Genomic DNA, 16484 nt, shown 5'->3' with positions numbered 1-16484 from the left:
GCTGTCACGACGCCCAACCCGGATGCCAAGCGCTTTGCTTCAATTGAGGGCTGTCGAGATCGGAGATCCGTGACCCAAGCCCAGTTCACCGCGACCGGCCATCTCTTGAGCGAAGATAGCCAGCTTGCCGTCTGGCGCAAACCGCCTAGCCGGGATCGGAAGGCCCACTTGCTCGTCGTCGCCGCCGCTCCGTCGGGCCGCGGAGATTCGACGCCTGCTGCTGGCCGAATACCAGCAGCGAGAGCGGATCGATCCGGCCTGGGGCTGCCAAGCTCTGGCCATCGACCTCGGCGCCGATCGAGCCACGCTGACACTGCAAGATCCGGGAGGTGATCTGCTTAAGCAAGCTCTGAGCAAGCGGCTAGGCATCGAGGAAGGCCTGCGCCTGGCAATCGGACTGGCCGTCGCCCTGCGCGGACTGCACTCCAAAGGCCTGATTCACCAGTGGCTTCGCCCGGATCGGATACTCATCGATTCGTTGAGCGGTCAAGCCTGGTTCATCACTTGCGCCCTCGTAGCGCCGTCGTCCGAATCAACATGCGACCTGCCGGGCGCGGCCCATACGACATGGTCCTACCTCGCGCCCGAGCAATGTGGCGGCGCCGGAACGGTAGATGGGCGCAGCGATCTCTACGGTCTTGGGGTCATCCTTTATCGCCTATTGACCGGCAAGCTGCCCTTCCCTGCCGACAGCCTGCAGCAACCGCTCCACGCCCAATGGGCTCGCCTGCCGCCTGCTCCCGCGGACATGCGGCCCCAGCTGCCGCGAGTGCTCTCGCGCCTTGTGATGACGATGCTGGCGAAGGCGCCCGGCGATCGCTACCAGAGCGCTGCCGCGGTCGAAGGCGATCTACGCCGGTGCCTGGCGGCATGGCAGGATAGCGGAGAAATCGTAGATTTCGAGCTGTGTGTCGAAGACGCGGGTAGCAGGCTTCGGCCTGTCCAAGCCTTTCATGGCCGAGAGAGCGAATTGAGTGCCCTGCGCAGCGCGCATCGGCGGGTGGCGCAAGGGGGCGGCTGCGAACTGGTCCTGCTCCGCGGTAGGCGATGTGCGCTCCCCGCAATTCATCGTCACCGAGCGCGGTGTCGGGTACGCATTCAAGGCCGCGGTCGAGGCGGTGTACACCTGACTGGGTACTGCCGAACAGGAAGGAACGCTCTTTCCTTCGATGGAGGCGCTGTCTGCAAACACGGCCTACATTGCACGCATGGTCACCGGCATGACTCGAAGTGGATCCGACGTCGATGGACAGACGGGCTAAGGAACAGCAGCAGGGCTCACATGAGCACGGCGCAGGATCACAAGCCTCGGTAGACGCGATTCTTGCCGTTGCACGCGGCTTGCGCGTGTGTCAGATCCAGATGGTGGCGGTCTTGAATGCCGTTCTTCGGCATTCGGACATCACCATCATGCAGTTCTTGGTCCTCAGCAGCCTCAAGGACAGACCGCTCTGCCAAGCTACCCCTTCCGAGCTGGCGCGGGAAAATGGCGAGACGGCCAGCAACATGACTCGCATCTGCAACACCCTGGTCGCGAAAGATTGGGCGAAACGTGTTCGCAGCTCCGCGGACCGCCGGGAGGTGAATGTTTCATTGACCGACGCTGGGATACACGCTGTCGAGGAGCTCGCGGTCCGCGCTTGCTCGAGGGGCTTGTGCCTACCCACAACGATTGACATCAAAGAAGTTGCCGAGATCTCCCAGGCCCTGGTGCGCCTGGAGGTCGTGTTGACTCAGGACAGCGCGAAGCTCGTTGCCACCGGCTGACTACCGCCCGCTCGGGCCCGAGGCACCTGCAAACGCAGGCACCATGCTAGCCGCAGTCAACACACCCGGCGCGGCGCGGACATCTCACTGATATCGGCATCGGTCATAGCTTCGGCAAGCAGATCGTCAGCAACGCAGAAGCGTCTTCGACCGCCGACAAGGCATGCGGCTCGTTACAGGCGAGATGCACAATATCCCCGGCTTCGAGGCTCAGATGGGTGGTGGACGTCTCGAAGTCGATGCGGCCCTCCAGGCAGAGGACTGTGATTTCACCGGCGACCTGGTGCATCGGCAGGCCCTTGCCAGCGTGCAGCACGATGCGCACAAGCTCAAGCTGCTCGGCCTTGATCAAGGCTGTCGTTCTCGCGTCGCCGAGCCCTTTTCCCAACGGCTTGACGACGAAACGTTCGCCGGACTTGTGGTGGGCTTGCGCCATTGAAACTCCTTCACAGGGCCTCGAACAGGCCGGCCCTTCTGGCCTTGAGCGTATGTCTGCGGATGGGCCAGTCGCTTACACCTGCTTCCGCGGGCTTGCCCGTACCTGCAGACGCATGAGCGGGCTCGCGCGGTCAGGTCGTCTTGAGCGGCTCCATCGGTCCGAAGAACTCGTAGCGGAGTTGATGGGTGGGGATTCCCAGCGCCAAGCCGCTGGCATAGACCGATTGCATGAATGGCTTGGGGCCAAGAAAATAGAGGTCGACGTCCCGATCCTCCGGCAAATGCTGAGCCAGCAGGGCTTCAGTGACAAAGCCTGTCGTGTGTGGCTCGTCATCGGTGCGCGGCGTGTCGTAGACAAAGATGGGCTGCACATTGGAATGTGTGGCTGCAAGTCGCTGAACACGTTCGCGGAAAGCATGCACCCCCCCGTGTCGCGCCGCGTGGATGAAGTGCACCGGCCGGCCGGTAGGCGCGGCAACCTCCAGCATGCTCATCGCCGGCGTGATCCCGACACCGCCTGTGACCAGCACCAGTGGCCGCGGCGCCTCTTGGTCCAGCACGAAGTCGCCACTGGGCGCATTGGCCTTCAGCGCAGTACCGACGACCGCTTGGTCGTGCAGCCAGTTCGATGCCCGGCCGCCCGTCTCTCGCTTGACGCTGATGCGGTACCAGGGCTTGCCCGGCGCGTCGGAGAGCGAATAGTGGCGCCGCATTTCCCGCCCCTCGATCTCAAGCACGAGGGTCAGATACTGCCCCGGGCTGAAACGTTGCAGCGGCAGCCCATCGATCGGCTCCAGGTAGAAAGACGTGATCAGTTCGCTCTCGCGGTCCTTGCGCGCGACACGCAGTGGCCGCGAGCCGCGCCAGCCACCGTCCGATGCCGCATTCGCTGACTGAACCTGTTCCTCGGCATCGATCAGCAGCTTCGCAAGTCCTGCGTAGGCTTCGCCCCATGCCGCGATGATCTCGTCGGTGGCGGCAGTGCCCAGCACTTCACGGATCGCCTGCAGCAAGCAACGGCCCACCACCGGATAGTGCTCGGGCTGTACGCCCAGGGCCACGTGCTTCTGCACGATACGCGGCAGAGCTGGCGCCAAGGCGTCGAGTTGGTCGATATGGCTGGCATAGGCCAGCACCGCGCCCGCTAGCGCCCGGGCCTGATTTCCACTGGCCTGGTGGGCTTCGTTGAAAAATGCCTTTAGCTCAGGGTAGTCGCACAGCATCAGCGCGTAGAAGTGCGACGTGATCGTTTCGCCCCGCTCTTTGAGCACGGGAACGGTGGCCTTGACGAGGGCGATGGTTGTGGCTGAAAACACGTAGGGTCCTTTGGTCGAGTGAAGTGTTTGTGCTTTGCACCTTCTGTTTTCAACATCCGTGCCAGCACCCAGCTCGGCGCAAGTGCTTGATTCCTAACGGCCCCATTCGAAGCGTTGTCTTGTTGAGGACAGAGAACACGCTGTCGTCACGACAACTAAAGTGTCCAAATGACTACCGCGGCGCTTGAATCCTCCATCGATCACCTTCCCATCGCCGAGGACCACTTTCACGCGATGCTCGCTGCCGTGCGCAAACTGCTGGCGTGCGACGCCGCGGTGCTGCTGCGGCTGGATGACACCGCACTGGTGCCGGTTGCGGTCGATGGCCTGAGCGATGAAGCGATGGGCCGACGCTTTGTGATCGAGGCTCATCCTCGTCTTGCTCGCTTGATGGCCAGCCCGCAGGGCCTGCGCTTCGAAGCCGACTGCGGCTTGCCCGACCCGTACGATGGGCTGGTGGCTGACCAGCGCGAACTGCTCGCCGTCCATGACTGCATGGGCGCGCCTCTGCATCATCACGGGCGCATATGGGGTCTTATCACCTTCGATGCCCTGAGCCCGCATGCCTTCGATATCGTGACCGAGTCTCAGAAGCACGCGGTCGTCGGCCTGCTCGAAGCGAGCATTGCCGCAGCCGAGGCGATGCGCGCCATGGAAGAACGCGCGAGCCGCGAGCAGGTTTTGGCCCGCGAGCTGCGTGAGGGTCATCGCCCGCGAGAATTGCTGAGCAAGAGCGTGGCGATGCAGGCAATGATCCAGGACATCGACACCGTCGCCCCGTCCGACCTTACCGTGCTGATCCTCGGAGAGACGGGCGTCGGCAAGGAACTCGTCGCGCAGCGCGTGCATGCGAGTTCGGCCAGGCGCGACGCAGCCCTCGTGCAGATCAACTGCGCGGCGCTCCCGGAGACGCTGGCGGACAGTGAGCTCTTCGGGCACCGGCGCGGCGCCTTCACCGGAGCGGTGCAGGACCGCGTTGGAAAATTCGAACTGGCGGACGGCGGCACCCTCTTCCTCGACGAGGTCGGCGAGTTGCCCTTGTCGGTACAAGCCAAGCTGCTGCGGGTACTTCAAAGCGGCGAACTGCAGCGGCCAGGCAGCGACCGCCTGTTGCATGTGGACGTGCGAGTGCTCGCCGCGACCAATCGTGACCTGCGGCGCGAAGTCGCCGAAGGTCGCTTTCGGGCCGACCTTTATCACCGCCTGTCCGTCTTCCCCTTGCATGTGCCGCCGTTGCGCGAACGCGAACGGGACGTGTTGGTGCTCGCCGGCGGCTTTCTGGAGAAAAACCAGCATCGACTCGGCGTGCGCAATCTTCGTCTGTCGCCAGCCGCAAGCGCAGCGCTGCTCGCGCACGACTGGCCCGGCAATGTGCGCGAGCTCGAGCACCTCGTCAGTCGCGCGGCCCTGCGCGCCATACAGGGTCCCGGTCGCTCCGCGCGCTGGGTCGCCATCGAACCCATGCACCTGGGGCTCGAGGGCCCCACTGCAGTCGCTGCAACAGTCACAGGCATGCCCGATGCGACGCAGGCCGAGTTTCGGGCGCAGAGCGGCCTCAATCTCCGCGACGCCACCGCGGCGTTCCAGCGCGACTGGATAGCCGCAGCCTTGGTGCGCCACCAGGGCTCGATGCCGCAGACAGCGAAAGCGGCAGGAATGGATCGCAGCAATTTCCACAGATTGGCGCGCAGGCTCGGAGTGGGTACGCCGTCGAAGTAGCGGACCGGTTCGCAATACTCAGAGGCGTTCGGCTAGCGGATAGAGTTCGCGGTTCTCCTGCTGCATGCGCCGATGGATCCGATCGAGGATTGCGACCGCTTCCATGCGCATCGTGATGACATCGGCACTGACGCGCTGTTCGGTGTTCCACCGGCGAGCGAAGGTCGCGAAGTCCGCTGCGATCGGACCCATCTCCTGCTGGAAGCGGGTCGCCGTCTGCGCTACCTGGACCGATGAACTCCTCTTCAATGCGGGATAGAGCACCTGATCCTCGATGGCTAGGTGGAGCTTGATCGTCGAGCTGATCGCAACGATCTTCTGCGCAATGGCGCCGGGCTGCGTCTTGACGTCGCCCAGCACCATCTGCTTGAGATCCGTGACGAGACGCATGATCTCGACGTGGTCGGTCTTGTACTTGTCGATGTTCATGTCAAGGGGCGCAGGCAGGGGCATCCGAATCGCCTCGGACGGGGGGCCGGGCGCCAGGCCCGGGGGCGAACTCGCTGATTTGCAGGCCAGTCATTCCAGTTGCCGTTGATTGATCACCGTGCGGTGTTCGCGTAGCCCGGATGGCTGCGCATGGACGCGAACCACGTCGATCGAGTAGCGGCCGATCCGTGCGTCGCGCTCGACAGACCGGCCCAGTTTGCGCAGCAGATCGCGCCATTCCACGTCGTGCCCGTGGCCCGCTTTCGTCGCGATCGACGAATTTCGCGTGCGAGCGACCTGCGTCCTGATGCAACTCGTGCCAAGACACGGGACAGGGTCGGGCACCTTGACTTCAGCCCAGATCGTCGTACGGCCCTTGGCACACTCCGCCACCCAGCGCCCCTCGAAGTCGAGCCGTGCAGCGTCCGAGTCTTCGCAGGTAGCTAAGTCTTCACGCAGCAGAAACGAAAACCGCGCCTCAATCCGGCCTTCATCAGCATCGAAGCGCTTCAGCATCCGGGTCAAGGCGACGTTGAGCGCCGCGGCGTTGTGCAGGCCCGGCAGTTCGTCGAGCCAGTCGATGAACCGCAACATGGCGCGGACTTCGTCTGGAGCGGGCATGGCGGAGTTCACAGTGGCTTGCATTGACGATTCGTCGGCGACAGAACGCAGGACATAACGCGTGGCGCCCCGTAGGCCCAACCCATCAGGGTGCGTGCAAGGAAGTAGTTGTTGCGCGCCGGTTCGCTGAGCGAGTCCAGCGCGACGCACCCTTTGGCGTCGCATGGGAAGGAAAGAGAACGCCCCGCAGCTCGCAAGGTGGGAAAGAAGAGCTCGAAGAACAACTGGTCGGCCACGGACGATGTGTCGTGCATGATGATCCGCTCCATTCGTGATAACTCGCCTCGCTTCGGCCCGGTTCGCGGTCCGCCGCACCCGGCTTCGGACAGCGTGGTTTAGTCACCGCCAGCGATGAACGAGTCGGCACGTGCCGCGTCGTGAACTCCGCGCGCGTCCAGGCTGACGCAAGCTGCCGGGCTTTTGCCACGCAGCCAAACATTCGGCTCGCCGAACCAGCGGGCAATCTCCCAATCGTCATAGACAGGTGCCAGCGTTGCCAGCACGCTCTGCATGCCCTCACGCAGGGCCATGTCCTCCGGCCGAAACTGGAACATCGGTACCATCACCTGCGACCGCCACATGATGTGGACGATCTCTCGTCTGACGATCGCCCGGGCAAGCCAGGAGAGTGGCTGGTCCCGGTAGTCGCGCAGCAGCAGGACGACACCATCCCCTGTGAGCACGCCGCCACTGGCACGCAGACTCATCAGCAGTACTGTGAAGCTGGCCTCGCTCACGTAGGGTCGCGGACCGCGGAACAGCTGTGGCACGGACCGGACCTCCCTGGCTGCGGCATTGGTCATCGACGCTGCTGAGGCCTGCATCTCAGAACCCTCCAAACAGCCAGAGCAGGCGTCGCAGATGGCGTGACATGGTCGTCGTCGGGATCACCGTCGGCCTGCCGTGATCTCGCTTCTGGCGTGACGCTGTAGCCTTGCTTGACGGGGTCGCCAGGCGCGGCCGAGCATTTTTCGAGGTAGCTTCGAGCAGCCGCATGGCGGCCTCCTTGGTCGATGGTGCTTCGATGAACAGCGCTCAGTCTTGCGCCGTCGCGGGCCCGCCGCGCCAGTAGTTGTTGGCCGCAGCGATGGTGGCGAACTCGGTCGCAGTGACCAGGCTGATCTGGATCAGCAGGCTCGCGTCTTTCGCATACACCGCGCGCAGCTGCTCGCGGACTTCCGCGTCCGGCTGCGTGGCCTTGACCACCAGTCGAGCCATCTTCATCGCCAGCTGGCGGCCTTCTTCAACAGTCGCGGTGATGAGGGTGTTGTCGGGAACCAAGATGGACACGGGGTTCTCCTTGAAGTGGGCTGATTCAAGCTTAGGAAAACGCACGCATAACGACTTGGAGGGAATTGCCGCGAATCGCCCGTACCGCGCATTTGCCGCGATCGCCAAACGCATGGTGCCGGCGCCGAGGGGCCATCGCGCCAATATGGCAAATCGCAGGCGCAAACCATTCGGCGCAGATTGATGCAAGCGTGTCTCGGGCGCTGCGCAGAGGATGGATCTGCGTCATTCCAGATGCCATGTCTATCTATCCAGGAGCCTCCATGAATCCAGCAACGCTCACGCGTCGATCGAAGATCTTTCGCCTTGGCCTGAGTTCGGTCCTGCTGCTCGGCCTGGCCGCCTCCCCGCCTGCGCGTGCGCAGGACGCAGCGGCCCCGCAGACCACGCCGACCGAACTCGTCGATGCGATGAACCAACTGTTCGGCAAGCAGACCTACGGGCGTGCAATCCATGCCAAGGGCATCGTCCTGTCCGGCAGCTTCACGCCCAGCAGCGACGCCCGCAAGCTCAGCAAGGCCACGCACCTGCAGGGCGGCAAAGTTCCCGTGCTGGTCCGCTTCTCGAGCTTCGCAGGCATCCCGATGATCTCTGACGTGGACAAGCTCGCGTCGCCGCGCGGCATGGCCATCAAATTCCAACTGCTCGACGGTTCGGAGACGGACATCGTGAGCCATTCGTTCAACGGATTCCCGAGCCCAACCGCTGCGGAGTTCACCCAGTTGCTGCAGGCGCTGGGCACCAGTCCTCCGGGCGCTCCGTCGCCCACGCCGGCCGAGAAGTTTCTCTCCACCCATCCTGTGGCCGTGGCCTTCCTCACCACGCAGGCGCCGCCTCCGGTCAGCTTCGCGACGATGCGCTATTTCGGCGTCAATAGCTTCAAGTTCACGAACGCGGCTGGCAAGACCCGCTTCGGCCGCTACCAGATCGTGCCGGCGGCCGGCGAGCAAGCCTTGTCCAATGACGCGCTTGCCAAGGCTGACAAAGACTATCTGGAACAGGAGATCGTCCCCCGCGTCGCCTCGGCACCGGTTCGGTTTACGCTTCAGGTCCAGCTCGCCGAGGGTGAGGACAAGATCGACGATCCGTCCATTGCCTGGCCGCCGACGCGCGAAGTGATCAAGCTCGGCGAGATCACGATTTCCAAGGCCGTGGCCGACAGCGATGCGGACTCCCGTCGTCTGATGTTCACGCCATCGGCTCTGCTCCCCGGCATCGAGGCCGCCGACCCGATGATCGCGATGCGGGGCGCCTCCTATGGCGTCTCCTACGGGCGGCGCCACACCCCCTGAGCCTTTTCGGCGGCGTGGGCCGCAGATCGGATAAAAGAGGCCGGCCATCGAGGCTGGCCTCTCTTTTTTCAGCCTGCCAGGCGGCGGGCATCAGCTCAGGCGGTCTGCCGTTCCAGCTTCGCCAAGGCATGCGCCGGATAGCGCCGCACCGGGTAGGCGCTGAGTGTCTTCAGCAGGATGACCCGGCGCTCGGCCGACAACAGTTCGGGCAAGGCCGCTTCAAGCGGCTGGCGGTAGGCACGCGTCAAGCGATGCTCGACGAAATCCTCGTGACTGCACTCCCAGGTCTCGTAGTTGACGATCATGTTGGGGTCATTCAGATCCTCATGAATCCAGGCATGCACGAAGTCCGGTTCCACCGTCATCGCGCGGTACAGCTCGAACATCATTTGCCGCGTACGCTCGCGCTGCTCCGGCCGGATGGGCAGGTAGACGATGAAGGACACGCCGCTGCGGGGCGAGGCATCGGCCGTTGCAGCAAGGGCCTCTGGAAGCGAAGGCGCGGCAAGGGCGGCGCCGATGGCGACGCGGGCAAGTCCGCGGCGCGACAGATGTTGGGACAGGGTCATGGCGGGAATCCTCGGAGTGGGTGGAAGCGTGCCTGGCTGTCGATTGGCGTTCTGCGCAGGGACGGAAGTGATGGTCCGTTCTGCGAGCCTGGCGGTCTTTCACGAAACCCTCGCCGCTGGGCCGAAGCACTCATCGCTGCTGCAGGACTTCCCGTGGCGATGCTCGCCGAGCTGTCAGCGCTACAGTCCCGAGAGCCACGGCCCAGAACATCAAGCCGGCCCCGGTCCAGCTCTGCTCGTCGTAGCGGTAGCTCACGCACAGCCGCACTTCAGTCTCACGATAAAGCAGCCCCGCAGTCGCCAACATCCAGGCCGTGTTGCCGAGAAAGAAGGCTCTCAGCTCGACCGTCAACCGGGGCCAACTGCGCGCGAGCGCCAGGCCAGCACTCCACCAGCTGGAATATTTCAGCGCCGCCATCAAGGGATCCAGCAATGCCAGGTCCAGCGCGATCGGCAACATCCAAAAAATCGTCACGGCGCCTACCCACGCAGCGCCCGTCAAGCCCATTTCGTCGACGAGAGCCTGGGTGCGCTCGCCCGGCAGCCACAGGCTGGCCGCCCAGCCGGCCGCCAGCAGCAGAGGGAACTGCAAGAGCATGTGCAGGCTCATGCGGCTCTCCACCAGCGCACGCGGCCATGGCAGCAGGAACAGCAGGGGCGCGGCTGCCACCCAAACGCGCATGGCGTCTGCAGCCCGCCTCATCCCGGCTCCTTCTTCGCCAGCGCCTGGGCCGCGGCAAGAGCTCGCGGCCACTGCGAATAATCGAACACGCGCCGCAACCGGCCGCGGCGGTCGATCAGCTGGATCGCGCCGTTGTGCAGTACACCGCCCAGTCCGTCATCGATGGCCACGATGCCCAGCCGCTCCTGCAGCCACTGACCAGCCGCTGGATCGACCGGCGCGGCAATGGTCCAGAGGGACGCATCGGCTCGGTGAAGCCGACCATACGCCTTGAGCTCGTCTGTGCCATCGTGGACGGGATCGATGGAGATCGACAACAGGCGCACCGAAGACGAAGTGGCTCGGAGAGCCTCCTGCATCTGCGTGTATTCGGAGCCCAATGCTGTGCAGACAGACGGACAACTGGTGTAGATGAAGTCGACCAGGTACACCGAGCTGCGCGGCGACGCCGCGGCTGGATCGAACATCGCCCATTGCCGACCCTGCCCATCGCGCAGCGACAGGGCTGGTGCGGTGATCAAGCCTTCGGCGGCACGCAAACGCCGGAGATCCTCGTAGGTCCAGACCTCGAGGCCGCGCGTAAGGCGCGCGATCGCCCACGATAGGCCACCCAGGATCAGCATGCACAGTGCCAGTGTCGGCCAGAAGGCGTGGCCACGTCGCATGGACTGCGCTTCAGTCATGAGGCGGAAGATCCTTGTCGCCAGCAAACGGCGTCGTGCGCGCCTTGTTCGTCTCGCGAGCCTGCCCCACCGTCTGCTCGGTCACCGGGGGCGCGTCATTGCCCCACTGCGATCGAATGTGGCTCAGCACCGCCGCAATTTGTGCGTCGCTCAGTTGGTCCTTGAAGGTAGGCATCGAGCCGTTGTAGACCGTGCCCTTAACGGTGATACTGCCCGTGATGCCATGGAGGACGATGGCGGCCACGGTGCTGTCCTTTCCCTTGACCCACTCCGAGCCCGCGAGCGGCGGAAACACGCCGGGCAGGCCCTGCCCGCTGGCCTGATGACAGGCGACGCATAGCGAGGCGAACAGGGCTCCGCCATCGACCTTGGCTGCACCCGATTTCTTCGGGCCGCTCAGTTCGGACTGCTGGCGGCCATCGCCCCAGCGCGCCGGCGTCTCGATGTCCGCATCGACGATGTAGACGATGCCGATGGACATCATCAGCACGACCAGGGCCAGCACCCACCAGGGCACGGGATTCGATTGCTCGACCGGCTCCGGATTCTCCCGGCCCTGCTGCGGCAGGATGTCGATAGGGGTCATGGCTGCTCCTGCGGGGTCAAGACGGGGTAGTCGCGCTTCAGGGACTTGAGGTAAGCCACCAGATCAAGCACCTCATGGCTGGCGATCACGACCTTCCCCAGCGGCGCACGCCCAGGTGGCAGGGCCACTTCGACATCTTCGGTCTCCGCCTTCTCCTTCACTTCGAACAGGAAGGGGTAGCTCGGCATGATGCTGCCCGGCACGTACGCGCGCGGCTGATAGAGGTGTCCCAGGTGCCAGGCCTCACTGGGCTGGCGGACGCCGATATTCAGGAGATCAGGCCCTGTGCGCATCGTTCCCAGCAGGTGCGGCGCATCGTAGGCATAGTCGCCTGCCACGCTGGCGCGGCCCCAGCCGCGCTGGCTGTCGGGTGCGAAGCCCTTGGCACGCGGCTGCTGCGAATGACAGTAGACGCAGCCGTTCTCGATGTAGTGCTGGCGCCCTCGCAGTTCCTGCGTCGTATAGGGCTTGAGCCCTTCGATCGGCTGGACGTCGCGCACCGTCATATAGGGCACCACCACCAGCGCGCTGGTCGCGATGCTCAGCATCACCATGCCGCCGGCAAGCAACTTTGCTTCGTCGTGCATCAGATGGCCCTCAGCAAGGTAGCAGAATCGCGGCCCTGCGATTTCCCGGCCAGCAGCAGCAGGAAGTGCCACACGAAGACCAGATGGCCGAGAGCCATCAGCCCACCGCCGATGCTGCGTGCCTTCAGGTAGGGCGCAGTGAGGGCGACCGATTCCATGAAGGGCCGCGAGGCATCGAGCATCGCTTCGCCCTGCAGCCAACCGCCGATGCTCAGCGCGGTGAAGTAAGTTGTTATGCCGATGGCAGCCAGCCAGAAGTGCGTGCTGATCAGCCGAGGCGACGGCCACTCGCGTCCCGAGACGCGCGGCACGATGAAGTAGATCCCGCCGAAGAACACCATCGTGACGAAGCCGTAGAGCCCCAGGTGCGCATGCGCCACCGTGTAGTGCGTGAAGTGGGTGACGACGTTGATGCTGCGCAGCGCCTCGAAGGAGCCCTGGACCGAACTGGCCGTGTACATCAGACCACCGAAGCCGATGAAGCGAAGGGTCGGCGAAAAGATCAGTGCCTTCAGGTGTCCTTGCAGTGTCTGGTACTGGTTCACCGTGAAGGCCACCACGGGAATCACCATCATCATGCTCTGCACGATCGACAGCGTTACGACCCAGCCTGGCACCGGCCCACCGATCAGGTGGTGCCCCCCGACCTGCCCGTAGAAGAAGGCTAGCCCCCAGAAGCCGAGCAACGACAGGTTGTAGCTCTTCACCGGTCGGCCGATGATCTTGGGCAGGAAGTAGTAGACCGTGCCCAGTGCCAACGGCGTGTAGAAGAGGCCCAGCACGTTGTGACCGAACCACCAGTTCATCGCGGCCTGCTGCACACCTTTGTGCAGGCCCGGAAACTTGGCTACGAAGAACAGCACCGGGAACCAGAAGAGAGCGCAACCCATATACCAGACCGACACGTAGAGGTGGTGCACGCGCCGCGACAGCAACGTCAGCACCAGGGGAACGCCGATCAGTGCGCCACCGGCGATCAACAGGATGTCGACCTGCCAGGGAATCTCCAGCCACTCCAGGCCGTCGCTTGCTCCGAGTGCGATGGCGCCCAGTCCGGCGATCAATCCAGCGTTCCAGAGAGCCGCGCCAATGAAGGCATAGCGCGCACCGACCAACTCGGTCTTCAGGAGCCGCGGGATCACGAACAGCGCGATGCCGAGGCCCGCCATGGGCGCCCAGCCATAGGCCACGGCGTTCAGATGGATGGTGCGGATGCGGCCGAAGGTGAGCCAGGCCTGCTGCGTCATCCAATCGGGCTCATGCAGCTTGATCGAGGCTGTCAGGCCAGCGGCCGAAGCCACCAGTAGCCAAGTGAACGCACAGCAGAGGAAGAAGAACACGAGCGGCGCCGTCGAGGCGTCGGCGCGAGCTCGACGCTGCAGTTCATCGCGCGCAGCCGCGTCGTCACGGGCGCCGTTGCCCAGCTCGGCCTGCAGCCGCTGCCGCGCTTGGAGCGTACTGGCCGGATCCTCGATACGGCCGATCTCTCCCGGCGCAAAGATCACCTCCGCGCCACGCGCGCCGCCGTCAAGCAGCCCGCGCCGCTGGGTCCAGATGAACACCAGCAGTGCGATTACGGAAAGGACGAAGGCGGACAGGAGAGTGGCGACAGTGCTCACGGTGGGGTGCCCTCAGTCATTGCGGCCATCGGCGCGGGGCGCCATCAGCCATTTCGAATAGGTGAAAAGGAAGACGCAGAACGCCGCCGCCCACAGCAGGCCCGCGGTGACCAGCCCACCAGCGTAGAAGCGGGCCGGCAGAAGCAGAGGCGTTCCGACCCGCAGCACCGCCGCCAGCAGCACCAGGCTGTAGGCCAGCACGTCGCTGTGGCCCGCGACCAGCGGACGCCCGGTGTGGCCGCGGGCGGTTCGGGTCATGATGGCCATGACGAGGCCACCGCTCGCGCCCACCGTCAACGCATGCAGAGCGGGCGATGCCGGCGTGCCTGCGGCCGTATCCCATGCCAGTAGCGCCAGGCCAAGCGGGATCCACGCATATGCCACATGCAGCACCCAGAGCATGGGCAGTCGTCTGGCGGCCCACGGCTGCCAGAGCCACAGGCGCCACGCCTGCAGCAGGGCGGCCAGGATCAGCAGTCCCGCAGCGAGTCCTGCCGCCGGCTCACCGAGCAGCCATAGCGAGAGGCCGAGCGCCGTGGCCGTAACGACGCCCGCATCGAGCCCCGGCGGCAATTGGATGCGCGCGCCCGTGGCATTCCCCGTGAACAGCGGGATCACACGGCCACCGATCATCGTCTCCATCATGACGATCAGCGTCAGGCCCGCGTGCAGCATGCGTCTTGGATCGACCGAGATCACGCCGCGCTGCGCCAGATGAAAGCCCAGGTTCGCACAGGCCAGCAGCCCCAGCACAGCAGCAATGCCGGCATTGCGCTGGCTGCGGGCGCGCCACAGCAGATCGGCGAACAAGGCGGCCGTCCAGGGCAGGAACATGATGTCCAGCACGAAGAACCAGCTGTAGGGCAGCAGCACCGCGGCCAATCGCCCGGCCAACCATAGCAGCGCTAGGAAGGCCAATTGACCGCCAGCCGGCGGTGGCAGCCCGGTCCAGTTACGTCCGGCGGTCAGCAGGAATCCGACGATGGCCGCCGCCAGCATGCCGAATAGCATCTCGTGTGCATGCCATAGCACGGGCGCGAGGCCGGTGCGCGGCACCAGACGGCCCTCGAAGACCCATGGCCACAGGCCGATCAGCAGCACGGCGGCGAGCGCGCAAGCGAGATAGAAAGGTCGGAAGCCGAGGCTCAGGAACGGTCGCCCGCGCAGTACGGCTTGCGACGCAGATTGCGAATGCGGGCCGGGCTTCTTCATGCCAGTTCCAGGCAAGCAGCCAGATAGGCGTGGATCTGTGCCACGACAGCCGCACCCTCGCCGATGGCGCCACCCACACGTTTGACCGAGCCGGCTCGGACGTCGCCGATCGCGAACACGCCACGCCGGCTGGTTTCAAGACCCGCGCGAGACGGCGAAGCCGCCCCGGCCGCAGCACCTGTCAGCACGAAACCGTGTCCGTCCATCTCGATCTGGCAGGACTTCAGCCATGCCGTCTCCGGGTCCGCGCCAATGAACAGGAACACGTGGCCCAGCTCATGGCGCTGGTCCGTCTGGCTTCGGCTGTCGCGCCAGCAAACGGCGCGAAGGCCATCGGCCGGGTCACCTTCCAGAGCGCTCAGTTCGGAGAAGGGGTGGAGCTCGATGTTGTCGGCTGCGCCGATGCGCTCGATCAGGTAGCTGGACATGGATGTACCGAGCCCGGCGCCGCGGACCAGCATATGGACCCGCCGGGCATGCTGTGACAGGAAGACGGCAGCCTGACCGGCGGAGTTGCCGCCACCCACGATGACCACATCGCCGCCCCTGCACAACTGCGCCTCTAGCGCCGAGGCCCAGAACCAGACGCCACGACCCTCGAAGCGCTCCAGATCCGCGATGGTGGGGCGGCGATACCGGGCGCCACTGGCGACGATCACCGCGCGCGCGCAAAGCTGGCGCCCGTCGCGTAGATGGAGTCCGAAAAGCCCCTCTGCTCCAAGCGATTCGCAGTCGAGCGAGACGACTTCCGATGGAATCATGACGCGTGCGCCGAACTTACGCGCCTGGGCGCAAGCCTGCTCCACGAGCGCCTGGCCGGTGATACCCGCCGGGAAGCCGAAGTAGTTCTCGATGCGCATGCTCGCACCTGCCTGACCGCCAAAAGCCCGACATTCGGCGACGACGACGCGCAAGCCTTCGGAGGCCGCATAGACCGCGCATGAAAGCCCAGCGGGCCCGGCGCCGACAATAGCGATGTCGAACACCTCGCTGCAATCGGCGTCACCCGCCATACCCAGTGCCTGGGCTAGTTCTTCGTTGCCCGGATTCACCTGGACGAAGCCGTTCGGGCACACAGCCAGCACATCGCCGCTGCCGACCAGGTGTCTTTCAACCAGATCGGAAGCGCGTTCGTTCTGTGCCACATCGACCTGGTGATAGGGCTGCGCATTGCGGCGCAGGAAGTTCTGTAGCCTGTGCATCGCGGCCGACGCGCCACCGATCAGCACAACGCCGCTCTGCCCGCTGTCGATCAGACCGGCCCGGCGCAGCACGAGCGCGCGCATCAATCGCTCGCCCAGCTCCGCCTCGGCCACGATCAGGGCACGCAGGCGCGGCGCATCGAGAACAAGAGTCTGCACAGGTCCATCCGCCCGAGCGTCAACCATCGCGGGACCGCCTGATAGCTGCCCCACCTCGCCAAGGAAGTTCCCGACCTCCATGGTGACGATCGGTGTGACCAGGCCCAGGCCGTCGCGCTGTTCGACCACGACGCGACCGCTCCTAATGACATGAACTCCGCGAGTCGGATGACCTGCCCTCACGACCAATTCGTCAGCGCGGTGCCACAGCGGCGTACCGTAGTGGGCCACACGGCTCATCTCGCGCACGGTCAGCACCGGGAACATCTGCCGGTAGCGGACGATCTCTTCCGCGGAATCGGGCTCGTTCATC

Annotated in this window: 19 protein-coding genes; 4 read left to right on the top strand and 15 right to left on the bottom strand. The window is 64.7% G+C overall.

Annotation, left to right across the window (positions count from 1 at the left end):
• Positions 1-124: 124 nt before the first annotated feature.
• Both SNE35_RS32170 and SNE35_RS31485 read left to right on the top strand, forming a co-directional pair.
• Positions 125-1315 (top strand): serine/threonine protein kinase, encoded by a 1191-nt coding sequence (locus SNE35_RS32170; RefSeq protein WP_431312812.1) that lies wholly within the window; start codon positions 125-127, stop codon positions 1313-1315.
• Positions 1246-1767 (top strand): MarR family winged helix-turn-helix transcriptional regulator, encoded by a 522-nt coding sequence (locus SNE35_RS31485; protein ID WP_320427031.1) that lies wholly within the window; start codon positions 1246-1248, stop codon positions 1765-1767. Before SNE35_RS32170 ends, SNE35_RS31485 begins: the two co-directional genes overlap by 70 nt.
• A gap of 103 nt (positions 1768-1870) precedes the next feature.
• Here SNE35_RS31485 and SNE35_RS31480 read toward each other — a convergent pair whose 3' ends face one another.
• Together SNE35_RS31480 and hmpA are read right to left on the bottom strand one after the other, a co-directional pair.
• A complete protein-coding gene (locus SNE35_RS31480; protein ID WP_320427030.1) occupies positions 1871-2203 on the bottom strand; it encodes a cupin domain-containing protein in 333 nt (110 codons plus the stop codon).
• Positions 2204-2336: 133 nt separating this feature from the next.
• Positions 2337-3521, bottom strand: a complete 1185-nt coding sequence (gene hmpA, locus SNE35_RS31475; protein ID WP_320427029.1) for an NO-inducible flavohemoprotein — start codon at positions 3519-3521, stop codon at positions 2337-2339.
• Between the two features lie 168 nt (positions 3522-3689).
• Between hmpA and norR the strand changes: the two genes are divergently transcribed.
• Positions 3690-5240, top strand: a complete 1551-nt coding sequence (norR, locus tag SNE35_RS31470) for a nitric oxide reductase transcriptional regulator NorR (RefSeq protein ID WP_320427028.1) — start codon at positions 3690-3692, stop codon at positions 5238-5240.
• 18 nt (positions 5241-5258) lie between these two features.
• On the opposite strand, the gene SNE35_RS31465 is transcribed toward norR, so the two are convergent.
• The 5 genes from SNE35_RS31465 to SNE35_RS31445 all read right to left on the bottom strand — a co-directional run bounded on the left by SNE35_RS31465 (position 5259) and on the right by SNE35_RS31445 (position 7580).
• Positions 5259-5669, bottom strand: coding sequence for a hemerythrin domain-containing protein (locus tag SNE35_RS31465; protein WP_320427027.1), 411 nt, complete (start codon positions 5667-5669; stop codon positions 5259-5261).
• 90 nt (positions 5670-5759) lie between these two features.
• On the bottom strand, positions 5760-6314 hold the full coding sequence (locus tag SNE35_RS31460; protein ID WP_320427026.1) for a hypothetical protein: 555 nt from the start codon (positions 6312-6314) through the stop codon (positions 5760-5762).
• Positions 6299-6559 (bottom strand): hypothetical protein, encoded by a 261-nt coding sequence (locus tag SNE35_RS31455; RefSeq protein ID WP_320427025.1) that lies wholly within the window; start codon positions 6557-6559, stop codon positions 6299-6301. The genes SNE35_RS31460 and SNE35_RS31455 overlap by 16 nt, the downstream gene beginning before the upstream one ends.
• Positions 6560-6625: 66 nt before the next feature.
• Positions 6626-7114 (bottom strand): hypothetical protein, encoded by a 489-nt coding sequence (locus SNE35_RS31450; RefSeq protein ID WP_320427024.1) that lies wholly within the window; start codon positions 7112-7114, stop codon positions 6626-6628.
• Between the two features lie 211 nt (positions 7115-7325).
• Entirely contained in the window at positions 7326-7580 is a 255-nt protein-coding gene (locus tag SNE35_RS31445) for a hexameric tyrosine-coordinated heme protein (protein WP_320427023.1), read from the bottom strand.
• Positions 7581-7771: 191 nt separating this feature from the next.
• On the opposite strand from SNE35_RS31445, the gene SNE35_RS31440 reads away from it, so the two are divergent.
• Complete coding sequence (locus SNE35_RS31440; protein ID WP_320427022.1) at positions 7772-8872, top strand: catalase family peroxidase; 1101 nt, start codon at positions 7772-7774, stop codon at positions 8870-8872.
• 95 nt (positions 8873-8967) lie between these two features.
• On the opposite strand, the gene SNE35_RS31435 is transcribed toward SNE35_RS31440, so the two are convergent.
• The 8 genes from SNE35_RS31435 to SNE35_RS31400 form a co-directional block, all read right to left on the bottom strand.
• Entirely contained in the window at positions 8968-9441 is a 474-nt protein-coding gene (locus SNE35_RS31435; RefSeq protein WP_320427021.1) for a putative quinol monooxygenase, read from the bottom strand.
• Between the two features lie 130 nt (positions 9442-9571).
• Positions 9572-10051, bottom strand: a complete 480-nt coding sequence (locus tag SNE35_RS31430; RefSeq protein WP_320427020.1) for a hypothetical protein — start codon at positions 10049-10051, stop codon at positions 9572-9574.
• A gap of 89 nt (positions 10052-10140) precedes the next feature.
• Positions 10141-10806 carry an SCO family protein gene (locus SNE35_RS31425; RefSeq protein WP_320427019.1) on the bottom strand — a complete coding sequence of 222 codons (666 nt, stop codon included), beginning with the start codon at positions 10804-10806 and terminating at the stop codon, positions 10141-10143.
• Positions 10799-11392, bottom strand: coding sequence for a c-type cytochrome (locus SNE35_RS31420; RefSeq protein ID WP_320427018.1), 594 nt, complete (start codon positions 11390-11392; stop codon positions 10799-10801). The genes SNE35_RS31425 and SNE35_RS31420 overlap by 8 nt, the downstream gene beginning before the upstream one ends.
• Positions 11389-11979, bottom strand: a complete 591-nt coding sequence (locus tag SNE35_RS31415) for a cbb3-type cytochrome c oxidase subunit II (RefSeq protein ID WP_320427017.1) — start codon at positions 11977-11979, stop codon at positions 11389-11391. The genes SNE35_RS31420 and SNE35_RS31415 overlap by 4 nt, the downstream gene beginning before the upstream one ends.
• Entirely contained in the window at positions 11979-13598 is a 1620-nt protein-coding gene (locus SNE35_RS31410; RefSeq protein WP_320427016.1) for a cbb3-type cytochrome c oxidase subunit I, read from the bottom strand. Before SNE35_RS31410 ends, SNE35_RS31415 begins: the two co-directional genes overlap by 1 nt.
• A 12-nt stretch (positions 13599-13610) precedes the next feature.
• Entirely contained in the window at positions 13611-14810 is a 1200-nt protein-coding gene (locus SNE35_RS31405; RefSeq protein ID WP_320427015.1) for an NnrS family protein, read from the bottom strand.
• The gene (locus SNE35_RS31400) at positions 14807-16483 is read right to left on the bottom strand and encodes an FAD-dependent oxidoreductase (RefSeq protein ID WP_320427014.1); all 1677 of its coding nucleotides are present in this window, start codon (positions 16481-16483) and stop codon (positions 14807-14809) included. The genes SNE35_RS31405 and SNE35_RS31400 overlap by 4 nt, the downstream gene beginning before the upstream one ends.
• Between the last annotated feature and the right edge of the window lies 1 nt (position 16484).

This window comes from Roseateles agri (assembly GCF_034043675.1).
GTDB lineage: Bacteria > Pseudomonadota > Gammaproteobacteria > Burkholderiales > Burkholderiaceae_C > KK5.
The sequence above is the reverse complement of the archived record's forward strand: the minus strand, read 5'-3'. Positions and strand labels throughout refer to the sequence as shown.